Below are 16275 nucleotides of genomic sequence, written 5' to 3' on the forward strand. Positions count from 1 at the left end.
ACTGAAAAGTATGTCCGACTATAACGCGCCGCCCGCCGAACTTGAACGCAGACGCACCATTCAGTCTCTGAATGAAGCGTCACGTCATGACTGGACGCATGGGAACGTGAGGCCTACCCTTGGGATCTTCCCAAAAGGTGCATAAGGACCCCGCCATGAGCCGCATTTTTGCAGATAACGCCCAATCCATCGGTAACACGCCTTTAGTGCAGATCAACAGCATTGCACCGCGTGGCGTGACTATCCTGGCCAAGATCGAAGGCCGTAACCCGGGCTATTCGGTGAAGTGCCGGATCGGCGCCAACATGATCTGGGATGCCGAAAGCCGGGGCTTGCTCAAACCGGGTATGACCATCATCGAGCCGACCTCGGGCAACACCGGTATCGGCCTGGCGTTTGTGGCGGCGGCGCGGGGTTATAAAATGGTGTTGACCATGCCTTCGTCGATGAGCATCGAGCGGCGCAAAGTGCTCAAGGCGCTGGGCGCCGAGTTGGTGCTGACGGAGCCCGCGAAGGGCATGAAAGGCGCCATCGAAAAGGCCACCGAGATCCAGGCCAGCGATCCCGCGCAATACTATATGCCACAACAATTCGAAAACCCGGCCAACCCGGCGATTCACGAGAAGACCACCGGCCCGGAAATCTGGAACGACACCGATGGCGGGGTTGATGTGCTGGTTTCTGGCGTCGGTACCGGCGGTACGATTACCGGCGTTTCGCGCTATATCAAACACACCCAGGGCAAGCCGATCCTGTCGGTTGCGGTCGAGCCTATCACCTCGCCGGTGATCACTCAGTCGCTGGCAGGGGAAGAAATCAAACCTTCTCCCCACAAGATCCAGGGCATCGGCGCCGGTTTTGTACCGAAAAACCTCGACCTGTCGATCCTCGACAAAGTTGAACTGGTCAGCGATGACGAGTCCAAGGCCATGGCCCTGCGCCTGATGCAGGAAGAGGGCATTTTGTGCGGTATCTCCAGTGGCGCGGCCATGGCCGTGGCGGTACGTCTGGCAGAGACCCCGGAAATGCAAGGCAAAACCATCGTCGTGATCCTCCCCGACTCGGGTGAGCGCTACTTGTCGAGCTTTCTGTTCAGCGACATGTTCAGCGAACAGGAGCTGCACCAGTAACACACTACGCTGTAGCCGCTTGCGCCAGCGGCTACAGTTTTTGGCTGACCCACATCAAGCCTCTTTCTCACGGCTTATGCTAAAAAAGCGCTGTTACGTATTACTTAAGACTGATTGTTGGAATACGCGGGTTTTGTCCTGCGCCGGTAGTGTTTATCATGGCCGGCTGCCACGTCGGGCTATTGGTGCCGCACGGTATTTTCGAGGAGTTGTTGCATGACCTTATCCTTCGCCATCAAGGCCGGGCTCATACTGCTGTTTGTCGGCAGCATCCTTTACGTGCATTTTCGCGGCAAGGCACGGTTGCCGGTGTTACGTCAGTTCGTCAACCACTCAGCGTTCTTTGCACCCTACAACGCCTTGATGTACCTGTTCTCCGGCGTGCCGTCCAAGCCGTACCTGGACCGCAGCAAGTTTCCCGAGCTGGATGTCCTCAAGGACAACTGGCAAGCGATCCGCGAAGAAGCCATGCATCTGTTCGATGAAGGCTATATTCGCGCCGCAGAAAAAAACAACGACGCCGGCTTTGGCTCGTTCTTCAAAAAAGGCTGGAAGCGTTTTTACCTCAAGTGGTACGACAAAGCGCTGCCATCGGCCGAGTTGCTGTGCCCGAAAACCGTTGAGCTGGTCAACAGCATCCCCAATGTCAAAGGCGCAATGTTTGCCTTGCTGCCGGGCGGCAGTCACCTCAATCCGCACCGTGACCCGTTTGCCGGATCGCTGCGTTATCACCTGGGGCTGTCGACTCCCAACTCGGATGCCTGCCGTATTTTCGTCGATGGCGAGGAGTACGCATGGCGCGATGGTGAAGACGTGATGTTCGACGAGACCTATGTGCATTGGGTCAAGAATGAAACCGACATCACTCGGGTCATCCTGTTTTGCGATATCGAACGACCGCTCTCCAGCCCCTTCATGACCCGCGTCAACCGCTGGGTCAGCGCACAACTGGGCAAAGCCACGGCGCCGCAGAACCTCGATGACGAGCGCGTAGGCGGGATCAACAAGGCCTATGCCTGGAGCAAAACCTTCAGCGACCGCTTCAGCGGCGTGGTCAAGCAGTGGAAGCGCCGTAATCCCAAGCTGTACCGCATCGCCCGCCCGATCCTGGCCGTGCTGGTGCTGGTAGTGCTATGGCGGTGGTTGTTCGGTTAAGTCGTTGCAATTTGTATCGGGCGCTGGTTATAGTCGGCGCTCGTTAATCCTCTTCAAAAAGATCAGCCCATGCCGGTTTCCTTTGCACATAGCGTCGTCGATTCAGCAGTCACTGCTGGCGTCGTGCCGTGCGGGAACCAACAGCCTGCGCAGATCAGTCACTACCCCCCTCCTGTCAGCCGCACTGTGGCGTACGTCGCCGTATCGCCACCGGGTGTTGTTGCGGGCTGAGCTGATCGTTCGGCTGCCCGTACCCGTCTAAAAAACCATTGAACTTCAGCTTCGGCTGAGTCGGCTTTTTTGGCCTGATGACAGGTGCTTTCCATGTTTTTGATTTCTAAAGAGTCCGCGATGGCGGCTGCTTCCACGTGTCTGTTCGTACTGCTGTGGAGCAGCGGTGCGATTTTCTCCAAGTGGGGGCTGGCTCACGCCTCGCCCTTTGCCTTTTTGTTGATGCGTTTCGCCATCGCCCTGATGGCATTGGTGCTGATCATTCCGTTGATGAAGTTTCAGATGCCCCGTGGCGTCAGGGCGATCAGTTATGCCATGGCTACGGGTGTGGTGTTGCTGGCCGCTTACCAGATCTTTTATCTGCTGGCGCTGGACCTGAAAGTGACCCCCGGAGTGATGGCCACCGTTATGGGCGTGCAGCCGATTCTCACGGCTGTGATCATGGAGCGTAAACACTCCTTCAGCCGTTCCCTCGGGTTGTTGCTGGGGCTTGCCGGGCTGGTTCTGGTGGTGTACCAGAGCATCGGTCTGGCGGGTTTGTCGTGGGCCGGGATGTTGTTTGCCCTGTTGGCACTTGCCAGCATGACGGCAGGGACTTTGATGCAAAAACGCATCACCCAGAACCCGCTGGGCACGCTGCCGTTGCAATACCTTGCCGGTTTGCTGGTGTGCGCGGTGTTTGTGCCGTTCCAGCCGTTTCACTTCGAACACAGTGCGGGCTTTGTGGTGCCGGTGTTGTGGATGGGGCTGGTGGTGTCGGTGCTGGCAACCTTGCTGCTGTACCGGATGATTGCCAGGGGCAATCTGGTCAACGTCACCAGCCTGTTCTATCTGGTTCCCGCCGTGACCGCGATCATGGACTACCTGTTTTTCGGCAATAAACTGGCAGCGTTAAGTGTGCTCGGGATGGCCATGATTATCGTCGGGCTGATGTTTGTGTTCCGTAAAACCCGCTGAGTAAACCAAGACCCGTAGCAGCCTTCGTACCTCGGCAGCTGCTACGGGTGGAAAGGCTCAGGCTGGTTGTCTGGCCGCAGGCTTGAGCACCAGCCACAGCGCCACAGCGATCAGCAGCCCGCCATACAGGTGGGCCATCGACAGCGGCTCACCCAGGAACAGCGCGCCCCATAGCACGCCAAACGGCGGGATCATGAACGTCACGGTCATGGATTTGACCGGGCCAATGCTGGTCAGTAAACGGAAGTACAGGATGTAGGCAAACGCCGTACACACCAGGCCCAGCCCCAGCAACGATAACCACACACTCATTCCGCCCCAGCTCACGGGTGGCTGATTCATCACGCTCAGCCCAAACAGCGGCAACAGGAACAGGGTTGCACCCAGCATGCTGCCCAGCGCCGAAAGCCGTGGGTCAAGACCGCCTTGCTGATCCAGCCAGCGGCGCGCCAGAAAACCGGCAAAGCCATAAAAGGTGGTAGCCAGCAGGCAGGCGAGGGCGCCCATCAGCAAGTCCATATTGAAAGCAACTGGCCCGGCCCGGGTCAAAATACCGACACCGAGCAACCCCAGAAATACCCCGGCCATTTTGGTCAGGGTCAGTTTTTCGCTGAAAAACAGCCCGCCAATCAACACGCCCATCAACGGGGTGGTCGCGTTGAAAATGGACGAGTAACCGGCAGGCAATACCTGAGCCGCCACTGAATAGAGGGTGGCCGGAACCCCGGAGTTGATCACCCCCAGAATCAGAATGACCTTGAGCTTGCCACCGAAATCCCAGCGCACGCGCATCAGCGCCAGAATAACCACCAGGCCGGTAGCGGCGATGGAGACCCGAAAGAATGCGGTAGGAATAGTCCCCAGTACTGGTGCAATGATCCGCATAAACAGAAAGCTGGCGCCCCAAATGCCTGCCAACGACAGCATGCGCACCAAATCGACAAGTCTCACGGGATTTTCCTTACAAGGTTTAAGCCGCGCAGTGTAGGGGATGCTGCGCGCAAGGCAATGGTTGCGCCTGCTAACAATTGGCCACTAAGCTCAGGCGTGTAACAAAACCCTCACCGACAGCTGTGCAGAGGTTCCACCATGCCCCACTCCTGGCCGGCGGCCGCTATTGCTCAGATGATCCTCGATGGCTTCGATGATTACCGCGAGCACTTTCGCCAGATCACCGAAGGCGCCCGTGCCCGGTTTGAAGGGGCGTTGTGGCAAGCCGCACAGCTTGCCTCGGCCGCACGGATCAATCTGTACGAGCATAAAGTCAGTGAAATCAGCCAGGCTTTGCGCAGCACCTTTGCCGGTCAGGATTTGCTGGATGCTGATCAATGGCCGCGGGTCAAAAGTGCTTATATCCGGCTTATAGATTTGCGCTTTGACGATGAGCTGGCCGAGACCTGGTACAACTCGACCTTTTGCAGCCTGTTCAGTCATGACCTGATCAGCGATGGCTGTATGTTTATTCACACCACCCGACCCGCTTTGCGTCAGGCCCGCGCCGCGCAAACCCGCACCTATCGGCCTGCCGGGCAATTGAATCAGGCGCTGGCGCAAATTTTTTCCGATTTTGCCTTCGATGAGCCTTACGCCGACTTGCCGGGCGACCTGCACCGGCTCGAAACACTCTTGCGCGAAAACCTGCCGGATTGGGTGTGTAAAGACCCGCAGTTGAGCATCGAGCTGTTTTCGTCAGTGCTGTACCGCAACAAGGGTGCGTATCTGGTGGGGCGTCTATATACACGCGACGAGCAATGGCCGTTGGCGATCGCTTTGCTGCACCGTGAAGGTCAGGGGGTCCAGATTGATGCGCTGATCACCGACGAGGCCGAAGTGTCGATCATCTTTTCGTTCACCCGCTCGTATTTCATGGTGGATGTGCCGGTGCCTGCAGAGTTCATCGGCTTTCTCAAACGCATCCTGCCCGGCAAGCATGTGGCTGAGCTGTACACCTCGATCGGCTTTTACAAACACGGCAAGTCCGAGTTTTACCGGGCGCTTATCAATCATCTGGCGACCACCGACGACCGCTTTGTCATGGCGCCCGGGGTGCGCGGCATGGTCATGACGGTGTTCACCCTGCCAGGGTTCAACACGGTGTTCAAACTGATCAAGGACCGCTTTTCACCGTCGAAAAACGTCAGTCGCGCCACGGTGATTGAAAAGTACCGACTGGTAAAAAGTGTCGACCGGGTAGGGCGCATGGCGGATACCCAGGAGTTCGCCGACTTTCGCTTCCCGTTGAGCAAATTCGAGCCCGAGTGCCTGGCCGAGTTGCTGGAAGTCGCGCCTTCAACCGTGGTGGTTGAAGGCGATAACGTATTGATTCGCCACTGCTGGACCGAGCGACGCATGACTCCGCTCAATCTGTATCTGGAAAACGCCAACAGCGCGCAAATCCGCGAAGCGCTGGACGATTACGGGCTGGCGATCAAGCAACTGGCTGCGGCCAACATTTTTCCCGGTGACATGCTGCTGAAAAACTTCGGTGTCACCCGCCATGGGCGCGTGGTGTTCTATGACTACGACGAAATCTGTTACCTGACCGAGGCCAACTTCCGACATATCCCGCAGCCGCGGACCCCTGAAGACGAAATGGCCAGTGAGCCCTGGTACTCCATCGGCCCGTTGGACGTGTTCCCCGAAGAGTTTCCGCCGTTCCTGTTCGCCGATGCAGGGCAGCGCCGCCTGTTTAACGAGCTGCACGGCGAAATCTACGACGCCGATTACTGGAAAAGCCTGCAAGCGGCGATTTTGGAGGGCAAGGTGATTGATGTGTTTCCCTACAGGCGCAAGGGACTGGACGCAGCCTGATGATTGTGTGGGCGCGGGCATGCCCGCGCCCACCGTTATCCCCGTGTCTGTAGAGCCCAAATCTGCGACAATCCGCCCCCTGCATTTACGAAGAATTCTGCGTACCTGATGACTGACGAATCGCCTGCTATCGACCAACTGTTGAAAAACCTTGATCAAGCCATGATTGCCGATCGCCATAAGCTGCGGCGGCAACTGCATGAGCTGCGCAAAAAGCCTGACGAGGCCAAGCTGGCCGTCTGGGCCGAGCGGGTGCAGGCGTCCTGTGCGCAGGTGACCGCGCGGGCGGCCAGTGTGCCGTTGATTCGCTATGACGAAAACCTGCCGATTGCCGCCAAGCGCGATGAGATCAAGGCAGCATTGCTCAAGCATCAGGTGCTGATTCTGGCGGGTGAGACCGGTTCGGGCAAAACCACCCAGTTGCCGAAAATCTGCCTTGAAATCGGCCGTGGTCAGCACGGCCTGATCGGCCACACCCAGCCACGCCGGATTGCTGCGCGCAGTGTCGCGAGCCGTGTGGCCGAAGAACTGGGTACGCCCCTGGGTGCTTTGGTCGGCTATCAGGTACGGTTTGAGGATCAGAGCGACTCCAATACCCTGGTCAAGCTGATGACCGACGGTATCCTGCTGGCCGAAACCCAGCACGACCGCTATCTCGAACGCTATGACACGATCATCGTCGACGAAGCCCACGAACGCAGCCTGAACATCGACTTCCTGCTGGGCTATCTGAAGATTCTGCTGCCGCGCCGTCCAGACCTGAAAGTCATCATCACTTCGGCGACCATCGATCTGGAGCGCTTCTCCAAACACTTCAATGACGCACCCATCGTCGAAGTGTCGGGCCGTACCTTCCCGGTCGAAACCTGGTATCGCCCGCTGACCTCCGAGCAGGACGAAGAGGGCAACAATGTCGAAGAAGACCTGAGTGTCGATCAGGCCATCATTGCCACCCTGGACGAGATTGCAGCCTTCGAACGCAGCGAGCGCAAAAGCCCGGGCGACGTGCTGGTGTTTCTGCCCGGAGAGCGCGAGATTCGCGATGCCGCCGACATGCTGCGCAAGGCCCAGCTCAAGCACACCGAAATCCTGCCTTTGTATGCGCGGCTGTCACCTGCCGAACAACAGCGGATTTTCCAGTCCCACCCGGGGCGCCGTGTGGTGCTGGCCACCAACGTGGCCGAAACGTCGCTGACGGTGCCTGGTATTCGCTATGTGATCGACAGTGGTACTGCACGTATCAGCCGTTACAGCTATCGGGCCAAAGTGCAGCGTTTGCCGATCGAGGCGATTTCCCAGGCCAGTGCCAACCAGCGCAAAGGCCGTTGTGGTCGAGTCGAGCCCGGGATTTGCGTACGTTTGTACGCTGAAGAAGACTTTAACGGTCGCCCGGAGTTTACCGATCCGGAGATTTTGCGTACCAACCTTGCGGCAGTAATCCTGCAGATGCTGAACTTGCGTCTGGGCGAGATTACGGCGTTTCCGTTTATCGAGCCGCCAGATGGCAAGGCGATCACCGACGGATTCAACCTGCTGCAAGAGTTGTCGGCAGTGAACCGTGAAAATCAGCTGACCCCGCTGGGACGCCAGCTGGCGCGCTTGCCGGTGGACCCGCGCATGGGTCGTATGCTGCTCGAAGCCGCCAAGCTGGGCAGCTTGCAGGAAGTGTTGATTGTCGCCAGTGCGATGTCGGTGCAAGACCCGCGTGAACGTCCGCCTGAGCGTCAACAAGCGGCGGATCAGGCCCACGCACAATGGAAAGATGTTGACTCCGATTTCGCTGGTTTGATCAACGTCTGGCGTGGTTTTGAAGAGCAACGCCAGGCCCTGACAGCCAGCCCGTTGCGCAACTGGTGTCGCAAGAACTTCCTCAATTACCTGCGGTTGCGCGAGTGGCGTGATTCCCATCGTCAGTTGAGCCTGATCTGCCGTGACATGCAGCTCACGGTCAACCAAGAGCCGGCCGACTACCCGAAATTGCACAAGGCGGTGCTGTCCGGTTTGCTGAGCCAGATCGGTCAAAAAACCGAAGACGGCGATTACCTGGGCGCGCGTCAGCGCCGGTTCTGGATTCATCCTTCCTCTGGCCTGGGTAAAAAACGCCCGCAGTGGTTGATGACTGCTGAACTGGTAGAAACCACCAAGCTGTATGCGCGCATGGTGGCCAAGATCGAACCTGACTGGATCGAGCCGCTGGCCGGGCATTTGATCAAAAAGAATTATTTCGAACCGCACTGGGAGAAGAAGCGCGGGCAAGTGGTGGCTTACGAGCAAATCACCTTGTTCGGCCTGATCGTGGTCGGCCGCCGTGCCGTGCACTACGGGCCGATTGACCCCGTGATGTCCCGTGAGCTGTTTATCCGAGAAGGGTTGGTGCGAGGCGAGATTCAGTCCCGTGCCAAGTGCCTGACTGCCAATGCGCAGTTGCTGGAGCAGCTCGACGAGCTGGAGGCCAAGGCCCGTCGTCGGGATATCCTGGCCGACGAAGAAACCCTGTATGCGTTCTATGACGCCCGTCTGCCCGCCGAGATTCATCAAACCGCGACCTTTGACAGCTGGTACCGGGTTAACAGTCAGAAAGACCCGCAGCTGTTGATCATGCGCGAAGAAGACGTGCTGGCCCGCGAAGCCACTGAAATCACCGCCAGGCATTATCCGGACACTCTGCACTTGGGTGATTTGACCCTTGAGCTGAGCTATCACTTTGAGCCCAACCACCCCCGTGACGGGGTGACGGTCAAGGTGCCTGCGCCGCTGCTGCCGGTATTGCCGCCCGAGCGCTTGGAATGGCTGGTGCCCGGCATGATCGAAGCCAAGTGCATTGCTCTGGTGCGCAGTTTGCCCAAGGCGTTGCGCAAAAACTTTGTACCGGTGCCTGACTTCATCAAGGCGGCCCTGGAGCGCATGGAGTTTGCTCAAGGCTCACTGCCGCAGACCCTGGGCCGAGAACTGCTGCGCATGACGGGCGCACGGGTGAGTGACGAGGCGTGGGCAGAAGCCGCGCTGCAGGTCGAGAATCACCTGAAGATGAACATTGAAGTGGTCGACGCGGACGGCAAGTTCCTGGGCGAAGGCCGTGATCTGGCCGAGTTGACGGCGCGCTTCGCCCAGGCCAGCCAGGCGGCACTGGCCGTACCGCAAACAGCCAAGAACCAGCTGCCGGTCGAGGCCAAGGTGTTCGCCCCGGTTGCCGAAAAGACCCAGCAGAAGATCGCGGGCCTGTCGATGACGGTTTACCCGGCGCTGGTGGAAGAGGGCAACACGGTCAAGGAAGGACGCTTTTCGACCCCGGCCGAGGCTGAGTATCAGCATCGCCGTGCGTTGCAGCGTTTGTTGATGCAACAACTGGCTGAACCCGCGAAGTTCCTGCGCGGCAAATTGCCGGGGCTGACCGAGCTGGGCTTGCTATACCGCGAACTGGGCCGGGTTGAAAGCCTGGTTGAGGACATTCTGCTGGCCAGCCTCGACAGCTGCATCCTTGAAGGCGAAGCGGTATTGCCCCGTGATGGCGCCGGGCTGGCGTCGCTTGCCGAGCGCAAGCGTGGTGCCTGGACCGAGCATGCGGAAAAACTGGCCAGACTGACGCTGGATATCCTCAAGCTTTGGCACGGTCTGCAAAAGCGTTTCAAGGGCAAGATCGATCTGGCCCAGGCCGTTGCCCTGAATGACATCAAGCAGCAGTTGAGCCACCTGGTGTATCCGGGGTTTGTCCGCGAAACTCCGGCCCTGTGGCTCAAGGAGCTGCCGCGCTACCTCAAGGCGATAGAAATGCGCCTCGAAAAACTGCCGGGCCAGGTGCAGAAAGACCGGGTCTGGAGTGGTGAGCTCAGCGGGTTGTGGGCGCAGTATCAAGCCCGTGCCACCAAGCATGCCCAGGAAGGCAAACGCGACCCGCAGCTTGAGCTGTACCGCTGGTGGCTGGAGGAATACCGCGTATCGTTGTTCGGCCAGCAACTGGGCACCAAGGTGCCTATTTCGGACAAGCGCCTGAGCAAGCAGTGGAGTGCGGTGGACGCATAGAGGCCACTGATAACGGGATGCCTTGTTACCGGCCAAGGCCCCCTGTGGGAGCGAGCCTGCTCGCGAAAGATCTTTGCGAGCAGGCTCGCTCCCACAGTTTAAGTTTCTGCAGTGGCGCTCATCGCGCGTGCAAATGACGCCAAATGCTGGCGTTTATGGCAAACTTCGCGGCTATCGACACCTGAATACCTATAGAGGAACGACCGTGCATAACGTCGTCATCAGCGGCACCGGCCTGTATACCCCGGCCAACAGCATCTCCAACGAAGAGCTGGTGCAGTCTTTCAATACCTACGTGCAACAGTTCAATGCGGACAACGCCGCGGCTATCGAGGCCGGTGAAATCCAGCCTCTGGCCGAATCGAGCGCTGCATTTATTGAAAAGGCATCGGGCATCAAAAGCCGGTTTGTGATGGACAAGGACGGCATCCTCGACCCACAACGCATGCGCCCGCACTTGTCGGCCCGCAGCAACGACGAAATGTCCGTGCTCTGCGAAATGGCCGTTGGCGCCGCCAAACAGGCGCTGGAACGAGCGGGCAAAACAGCTGCCGACATCGACGGCGTGATTGTGGCGTGCTCTAACCTGCAACGTCCGTACCCTGCGATTGCCATTGAAGTGCAACACGCGCTGGGTATCCAGGGTTTTGGTTTTGACATGAACGTGGCCTGTTCTTCGGCAACCTTCGGCATCCAGACCGCCAGCAACAGCGTCCAGTTGGGGCAAGCCCGCGCAGTGCTGCTGATCAGCCCTGAAGTGTGCACCGGTCACTTGAACTTCCGTGACCGTGACAGCCACTTCATCTTTGGTGATGCGGCGACTGCGGTGGTTGTCGAGCGCGCAGATCTGGCGACGTCCGAGCATCAGTTCGATATCGTCAGCACCAAATTGCTGACCACGTTCTCCAACAACATCCGCAACAACTTCGGTTTCCTTAACCGTGCTTCTGACGAGCCTGCCGACAGCCCGGACAAACTGTTCGTTCAAGAAGGCCGCAAGGTATTCCGCGACGTGTGCCCGATGGTGGCTGAACTGATCGGTCAGCATCTGCAAGAAAACCAGCTGGACGTGGAACAGGTGAAGCGGTTTTGGCTGCACCAGGCCAACCTGAGCATGAACCACTTGATCGTGCGCAAGCTGCTGGGGCGCGAAGCTTCGATCGAAGAAGCACCGGTCATTCTCGACACCTACGCCAACACCAGTTCGGCCGGTTCGGTTATTGCTTTTCACACGTATCAGGATGATCTGCCAAGCGGTGCGCTGGCGGTACTCAGCTCGTTCGGTGCAGGTTATTCGATCGGCAGTGTGATTTTGCGCAAGCGTTAATCGACAACTCCCCGCTCCAACAGACTCCAGGCAGACGAGGTATCCATGTCAGTTGCTGACGACTCTCAACTGCTCAAGCGTCTGTTGGCGGGCGAGCAATCGGCTTTTCGCGAGTTGGTCACTACCTACCAAAGTGCCATGCGTGCAGTGGCTTATGCCATCGTCGGCAGCCGTCATGCCGATGAAGCCGTGCAAGATGCGTGGCTGTCAGTTGTGCGCAATCTGGCCGGATTCGAAGGTCGCTCCAGCCTCAAGACCTGGCTGCTGACCATCACCGCCAACTCGGCGAAAAACCGCTACAAGCAAAATCGCCGCGAAGTGTTGCTCGACGATCTACCCTCGCCCCACGGCACCATCGATGACGACCGGTTCAGCGGCGATGGCCACTGGTTGCTGGCGCCGTTTGCCTGGCATCAAGACACGCCTGAAGCCTTGCTCACAGAAGATGAATTGCGTGAATGCCTGGAGCACACGATGCTCAGCCTGCCGCAGTTACAAAGCAGTGTGCTGCTGTTGCGCGAGCGCCAGGGGCTGGAGCTGGAGGAGATTTGTAATTTACTGGAGATATCGCTCTCTAATGCTCGAGTGCTGGTGCATCGAGCCCGGCTTAAAGTCTTTGCCACTGTGGAGCATTTTGAGGAAACCGGCGAATGTTGACCTGCAAACAGCAAGTAGCACGCTCAAGCGACTATCTGGATGGCCAGCTGAGTATTCGTGAGCGGCTGTTGGTGCGTCATCACCTGATGTTTTGTCCGAACTGCCGACGTTTTATCAAGCACATGCGCTTGATGAGCGTCACGTTGAAAAAGCTTCCCGAACCGTTGCCCGCAGACCTTGAGCAAACAGTTGAGCGGATGATGCGCGAGCAATCGCGCTAAGAAGGGGCAAGAGCGAGGCTGCCGTCGGTGGATGTCAGGGGGGCCGACGCCAACCTCGCTTTGCTTTCAGACACAAGACGCCGAATAAGTTCGGCGTCCTGTTTGTTACGTGAAACGCTTTGTCATTGGATCTTAGAACTTGGCTTCCAGGTCCAGCTGCAAGGTGTTGGCCTTGGCATCTTTTTGCGTGGACGTTACGTAGTCAGCCTTGGTCAGGAAGTAAGTCAGGCCGACACCAAAGTTCTTGTCGATTTCGTAACCCACTTTGAACTTGTGACCGCGCGAACCAGTAGTACCGTTGGCAAAGTCAGAGTCGGTGAAGGCGCCGACCACTGCGTTACGCTGAAGGTCGCGGTAGTTATAGTCCAGGCTGAAGGCGTTGAGCTTGCTCTTGAAACCCACCAGCCAGGCGTCGTCCTGGTCGCTGTCGGTGGCTGCGTTGTGTACGTACTGGCCATACAGCGACAGAGGCAGCGGCAGGTTGGCGATATCGACCTGGCCGAAACCTTCGTACAGGCGGAACTCGCTGGTGCTGTTGCCGTTAACGGCCAGGGCGCAAGGGGTCGTCTTGGTCCCGGTGGCAGGGCAGGCGCTGTCCTTGTCATTGTCGTAGCTGTAAACGCTACCGCCCAAGGTAACTTTCAGGCTGTCTGTGGGTGCGAATTTTGCACCCAACTGACCTGCGTATAGACGCAAGTCATGACGAAATTGCACGCCGTCGCCGTCGACGTTGTCCTTGAGGGTGTAGTAACCGGCGCTACCGAACATTTCGACGCCGCTGTTACCCAGATTGTGCTTGTAAGTGGCAGCCAGGCCTTCCGGGTTGATATCACTATCCCAGATCACATCACCCATGCTGACCCAGGGCTGTGCCATCTTGCCGGCGATCAAGTGCAGGTCCTTGACGGCGGTCGGGTGGTAGTCGATGAAGGCCATGTCCAGCCACAGCTGCTTCTTGTCGAAGTAGTTGTCCAGATCCTGGTTGGTGGAGCGCGCATCGTCGCCGCCGCCTGTGGCGATACGAATACCGGTGTTCACTTGCGGATTGATCTCGGTGTAAGCGCCCAGACGGGCACGAATGCGCTGACGGTCCTTGTTCTTGCCATCGGACTCGCCGTCGATCTTGATGTTTTCGTGACGAACCCGGACATCCCCCTTGAGTTCGGTTTTGGCTGCCCAGGCGACTTTTTGTTCAAAGGCGGTGAGGTCGGATTTTTTGACCTGATTGGCAGCAGCTTCTTGCTTGGCTTGATTCTCACTGGCGAGTTCGGTTTGCAGTTCGGAGTATTGGGCCGGCGAAATGGAACCGTTGGCTTTAAGCATTTCGAGCAGTTTGGCATCGACCGCAGCGCTGGCCGGAACGCTCATGGCCAGTACCAGGCCACCACACAGTCCAGCCGCAACCCGTGTAGAAACAAAACGCATTGTGAATCTCCCAGTGCTGAGATGGCCCTAGCCACCCCAATAAAAATCGGCCCTTAGCGGGCTCACGTTAACGAGGCTTGGGTGTGTCATGAGCGTGTTGGCAAACAGGTCACTCATAACCTCGTGATCTAAGAAGCGGCGCCAGTATCGCGGCTGGATATGACAGAAAAGTGGCAGTCTGATAGCAAGTCCGTGACACTCGCTGACCGCGCTGCAGAGGCCAGAAAACCTGTTGGAGCCGGGTTTGCTCTCAAAGACCTCACCGCAAGATGCGCGGCAAACCGTTGCGCCTGTATCGCCGGCAAGCCAGCACCCACCTGGGTTGCGGTGCTACCATCGCGGCTCACATGCCACGCTCCGGGGACTCTCAATGCCGTTACAACGACTGGACAGCCTGTCCGCTATCACCGCTCAGGAATGGGATGCGCTGGTGCCGGTGGAGCAGCCGTTCTTGCGGCATGCCTTTCTCAGTAGTCTGGAAGACAGTGCCTGCCTGGGCCCGCATTCCGGCTGGCAGCCCGAGCACTTGCTGCACTATGAAAACGGGCGGTTGCAGGCGGCGTTGCCGAGCTACCGCAAGTGGCATTCCTACGGTGAGTACGTGTTCGATCACGAGTGGGCGCAGGCCTGCGAGCGGGCGGGTATCGAGTACTACCCCAAGCTGTTGACGGCAATCCCGTTCAGCCCGGTCAGCGGTCCCCGTTTATTGGCCGCCAGTGCCCAGGACGGGCTTGAGTTGCTGGCCGCTTTGCCCGGCTATCTGGAGATAGAAGGGCTGTCCAGCGCGCACATCAATTTCACCGACACCCTGGCCGATACGGCCCTGGCGCAACAGCCCGGCTGGATGCAGCGGCTCGGTTGCCAGTTTCATTGGCAGAACCGTGAGTACCGCGACTTTCAGGATTTTCTGGATGCCTTGAGTTCCCGCAAGCGCAAGCAGATGCGCAAAGAACGCGAGCAAGTGGCCGGGCAGGGGTTCGAGTTCGAATGGCTGGAAGGCCAGCAGGTCACTGAGGCGCAATGGGATTTTGTCTACGCCTGCTACGCCAACACCTACGTCGTACGGCGACAAACACCCTACCTGACGCGAGCGTTTTTCAGCTTGCTGGCCGAGCGCATGCCCGAGTCGATTCGTGTCGTGCTGGCCAGGCAGGGGTCGACCCCGGTAGCGATGGCGTTCAGTCTGATCGGTGGCGACAGCTTGTATGGGCGTTACTGGGGATGCCTGGCCGAGTTTGATCGCCTGCATTTCGAGACGTGCTTCTATCAGGGTATGGGTTACGCCATTGCTCAGGGTATCAAGCGTTTTGATGCCGGCGCTCAGGGCGAGCACAAACTGATCCGCGGTTTTGAACCGGTGATCACTCACTCATGGCATTACCTGCGCCATCAGGGCCTGAAATCCGCCGTCAGTGACTTTCTGCAGCGTGAGCGGGTCGGGGTGCTGGCGTATGCAGAAGAGGCGAGGTCGGCGCTGCCCTATCGTCAGGCCTGATCCTCGCCATTTCGGTTGTCAGTCGTCCTGCTTGCCCAGCCATCGATAGGTCAGTGCGCCAAGGGTTGCGCCCACCAGGGGGGCCAACCAGAACATCCACAGCTGTTGAAGTGCCCAGCCGCCCACGATCAGGGCCGGGCCTGTGCTGCGAGCCGGGTTGACCGAGGTGTTGGTGACCGGGATAGCGATCAGGTGGATGAGCGTGAGCGCCAAACCTATGGCGATCGGGGCGAAACCTGCCGGGACTCGCTTGTCAGTGGCACCCATGATGATGAGGATGAACATGGCCGTCATTACCACTTCGCATACCAGCCCTGAAATCATCGAGTAGCCACCGGGGGAATGGTCGCCATAGCCATTGGCTGCCAGGCCGCTGGCAGCCAGATCAAACCCGGGTTTGCCGCTGGCAATGAAGTACAGCAGTGTGGCGGCAATGATGCCCCCCAGTACCTGGGCCACGATGTAAGCGGGTAGCTCTTTTGCAGGGAACCTGCCCCCCACCCACAGCCCGAACGACACGGCGGGGTTCAGATGACAGCCGGATATATGGCCGATCGCGAATGCCATGGTCAGTACGGTAAGGCCAAAAGCCAGTGCGACCCCCAGCAGTCCAATACCAACGTTGGGGAAAGCCGCAGCGAGTACTGCGCTGCCACAGCCGCCAAGAACCAACCAGAAGGTGCCTACCAACTCGGTTGCTGAACGTTTGAGCAAGGTCATGTGAAGGTCCCGGATAGATAAATCTATCGAGCAATTGAAGCGGCGTAGCGTCCTGCGATTAACAACAGAGCTCTCCCGAGCCCTGATTTAAGTACAGCACTCGCCCGGGTTTTTTCCAGCGCCATA

General features: G+C 58.3%; 12 protein-coding genes. 9 read left to right on the forward strand and 3 right to left on the reverse strand.

Features of this window, described 5'->3' with window-relative positions:
• The first annotated feature begins 155 nt into the window (after positions 1–155).
• The 3 genes from cysK to TU76_RS09235 all read left to right on the forward strand — a co-directional run bounded on the left by cysK (position 156) and on the right by TU76_RS09235 (position 3473).
• On the forward strand, positions 156–1130 hold the full coding sequence (gene cysK, locus TU76_RS09225; RefSeq protein WP_019828721.1) for a cysteine synthase A: 975 nt from the start codon (positions 156–158) through the stop codon (positions 1128–1130).
• 216 nt (positions 1131–1346) lie between these two features.
• Complete coding sequence (locus tag TU76_RS09230; RefSeq protein WP_019828722.1) at positions 1347–2285, forward strand: aspartyl/asparaginyl beta-hydroxylase domain-containing protein; 939 nt, start codon at positions 1347–1349, stop codon at positions 2283–2285.
• Between the two features lie 324 nt (positions 2286–2609).
• Positions 2610–3473 carry a DMT family transporter gene (locus TU76_RS09235; RefSeq protein WP_019828723.1) on the forward strand — a complete coding sequence of 288 codons (864 nt, stop codon included), beginning with the start codon at positions 2610–2612 and terminating at the stop codon, positions 3471–3473.
• A gap of 57 nt (positions 3474–3530) precedes the next feature.
• On the opposite strand, the gene TU76_RS09240 is transcribed toward TU76_RS09235, so the two are convergent.
• Positions 3531–4424, reverse strand: coding sequence for a DMT family transporter (locus tag TU76_RS09240; protein ID WP_046809876.1), 894 nt, complete (start codon positions 4422–4424; stop codon positions 3531–3533).
• A 138-nt stretch (positions 4425–4562) separates the two neighbouring features.
• On the opposite strand from TU76_RS09240, the gene aceK reads away from it, so the two are divergent.
• The 5 genes from aceK (at position 4563) to TU76_RS09265 (ending at position 12509) form a co-directional block, all read left to right on the forward strand.
• Positions 4563–6284, forward strand: a complete 1722-nt coding sequence (gene aceK, locus TU76_RS09245) for a bifunctional isocitrate dehydrogenase kinase/phosphatase (RefSeq protein WP_046809875.1) — start codon at positions 4563–4565, stop codon at positions 6282–6284.
• A gap of 108 nt (positions 6285–6392) precedes the next feature.
• Complete coding sequence (hrpA, locus tag TU76_RS09250) at positions 6393–10304, forward strand: ATP-dependent RNA helicase HrpA (protein WP_048351530.1); 3912 nt, start codon at positions 6393–6395, stop codon at positions 10302–10304.
• Between the two features lie 205 nt (positions 10305–10509).
• Entirely contained in the window at positions 10510–11631 is a 1122-nt protein-coding gene (locus tag TU76_RS09255; RefSeq protein WP_019828728.1) for a beta-ketoacyl-ACP synthase III, read from the forward strand.
• Between the two features lie 45 nt (positions 11632–11676).
• Positions 11677–12288 carry an RNA polymerase sigma factor gene (locus TU76_RS09260; protein ID WP_019828729.1) on the forward strand — a complete coding sequence of 204 codons (612 nt, stop codon included), beginning with the start codon at positions 11677–11679 and terminating at the stop codon, positions 12286–12288.
• A complete protein-coding gene (locus tag TU76_RS09265; protein WP_019828730.1) occupies positions 12282–12509 on the forward strand; it encodes an anti-sigma factor family protein in 228 nt (75 codons plus the stop codon). Before TU76_RS09260 ends, TU76_RS09265 begins: the two co-directional genes overlap by 7 nt.
• Positions 12510–12641: 132 nt before the next feature.
• Here the strand turns inward: TU76_RS09265 and TU76_RS09270 are convergent, their stop codons facing one another.
• Positions 12642–13934, reverse strand: a complete 1293-nt coding sequence (locus TU76_RS09270; protein ID WP_019828731.1) for a putative porin — start codon at positions 13932–13934, stop codon at positions 12642–12644.
• Between the two features lie 370 nt (positions 13935–14304).
• On the opposite strand from TU76_RS09270, the gene TU76_RS09275 reads away from it, so the two are divergent.
• Positions 14305–15429, forward strand: coding sequence for a GNAT family N-acetyltransferase (locus TU76_RS09275; RefSeq protein WP_048351531.1), 1125 nt, complete (start codon positions 14305–14307; stop codon positions 15427–15429).
• An 18-nt stretch (positions 15430–15447) separates the two neighbouring features.
• On the opposite strand, the gene aqpZ is transcribed toward TU76_RS09275, so the two are convergent.
• On the reverse strand, positions 15448–16149 hold the full coding sequence (gene aqpZ / locus TU76_RS09280) for an aquaporin Z (protein WP_019828733.1): 702 nt from the start codon (positions 16147–16149) through the stop codon (positions 15448–15450).
• Positions 16150–16275 lie beyond the last annotated feature (126 nt).

Source organism: Pseudomonas psychrophila, assembly GCF_001043005.1.
GTDB classification, from domain to species: domain Bacteria; phylum Pseudomonadota; class Gammaproteobacteria; order Pseudomonadales; family Pseudomonadaceae; genus Aquipseudomonas; species Aquipseudomonas psychrophila.

Coding starts and splice junctions, on each gene's coding strand:
- cysK (WP_019828721.1), top strand. CDS start 156: ATGAGCCGCATTTTTGCAGATAACGCCCAATCCATCGGTAACACGCCT.
- TU76_RS09230 (WP_019828722.1), top strand. CDS start 1,347: ATGACCTTATCCTTCGCCATCAAGGCCGGGCTCATACTGCTGTTTGTC.
- TU76_RS09235 (WP_019828723.1), top strand. CDS start 2,610: ATGTTTTTGATTTCTAAAGAGTCCGCGATGGCGGCTGCTTCCACGTGT.
- aceK (WP_046809875.1), top strand. CDS start 4,563: ATGCCCCACTCCTGGCCGGCGGCCGCTATTGCTCAGATGATCCTCGAT.
- hrpA (WP_048351530.1), top strand. CDS start 6,393: ATGACTGACGAATCGCCTGCTATCGACCAACTGTTGAAAAACCTTGAT.
- TU76_RS09260 (WP_019828729.1), top strand. CDS start 11,677: ATGTCAGTTGCTGACGACTCTCAACTGCTCAAGCGTCTGTTGGCGGGC.
- TU76_RS09265 (WP_019828730.1), top strand. CDS start 12,282: ATGTTGACCTGCAAACAGCAAGTAGCACGCTCAAGCGACTATCTGGAT.
- TU76_RS09270 (WP_019828731.1), bottom strand. CDS start 13,934: ATGCGTTTTGTTTCTACACGGGTTGCGGCTGGACTGTGTGGTGGCCTG.
- TU76_RS09275 (WP_048351531.1), top strand. CDS start 14,305: ATGCCGTTACAACGACTGGACAGCCTGTCCGCTATCACCGCTCAGGAA.
- aqpZ (WP_019828733.1), bottom strand. CDS start 16,149: ATGACCTTGCTCAAACGTTCAGCAACCGAGTTGGTAGGCACCTTCTGG.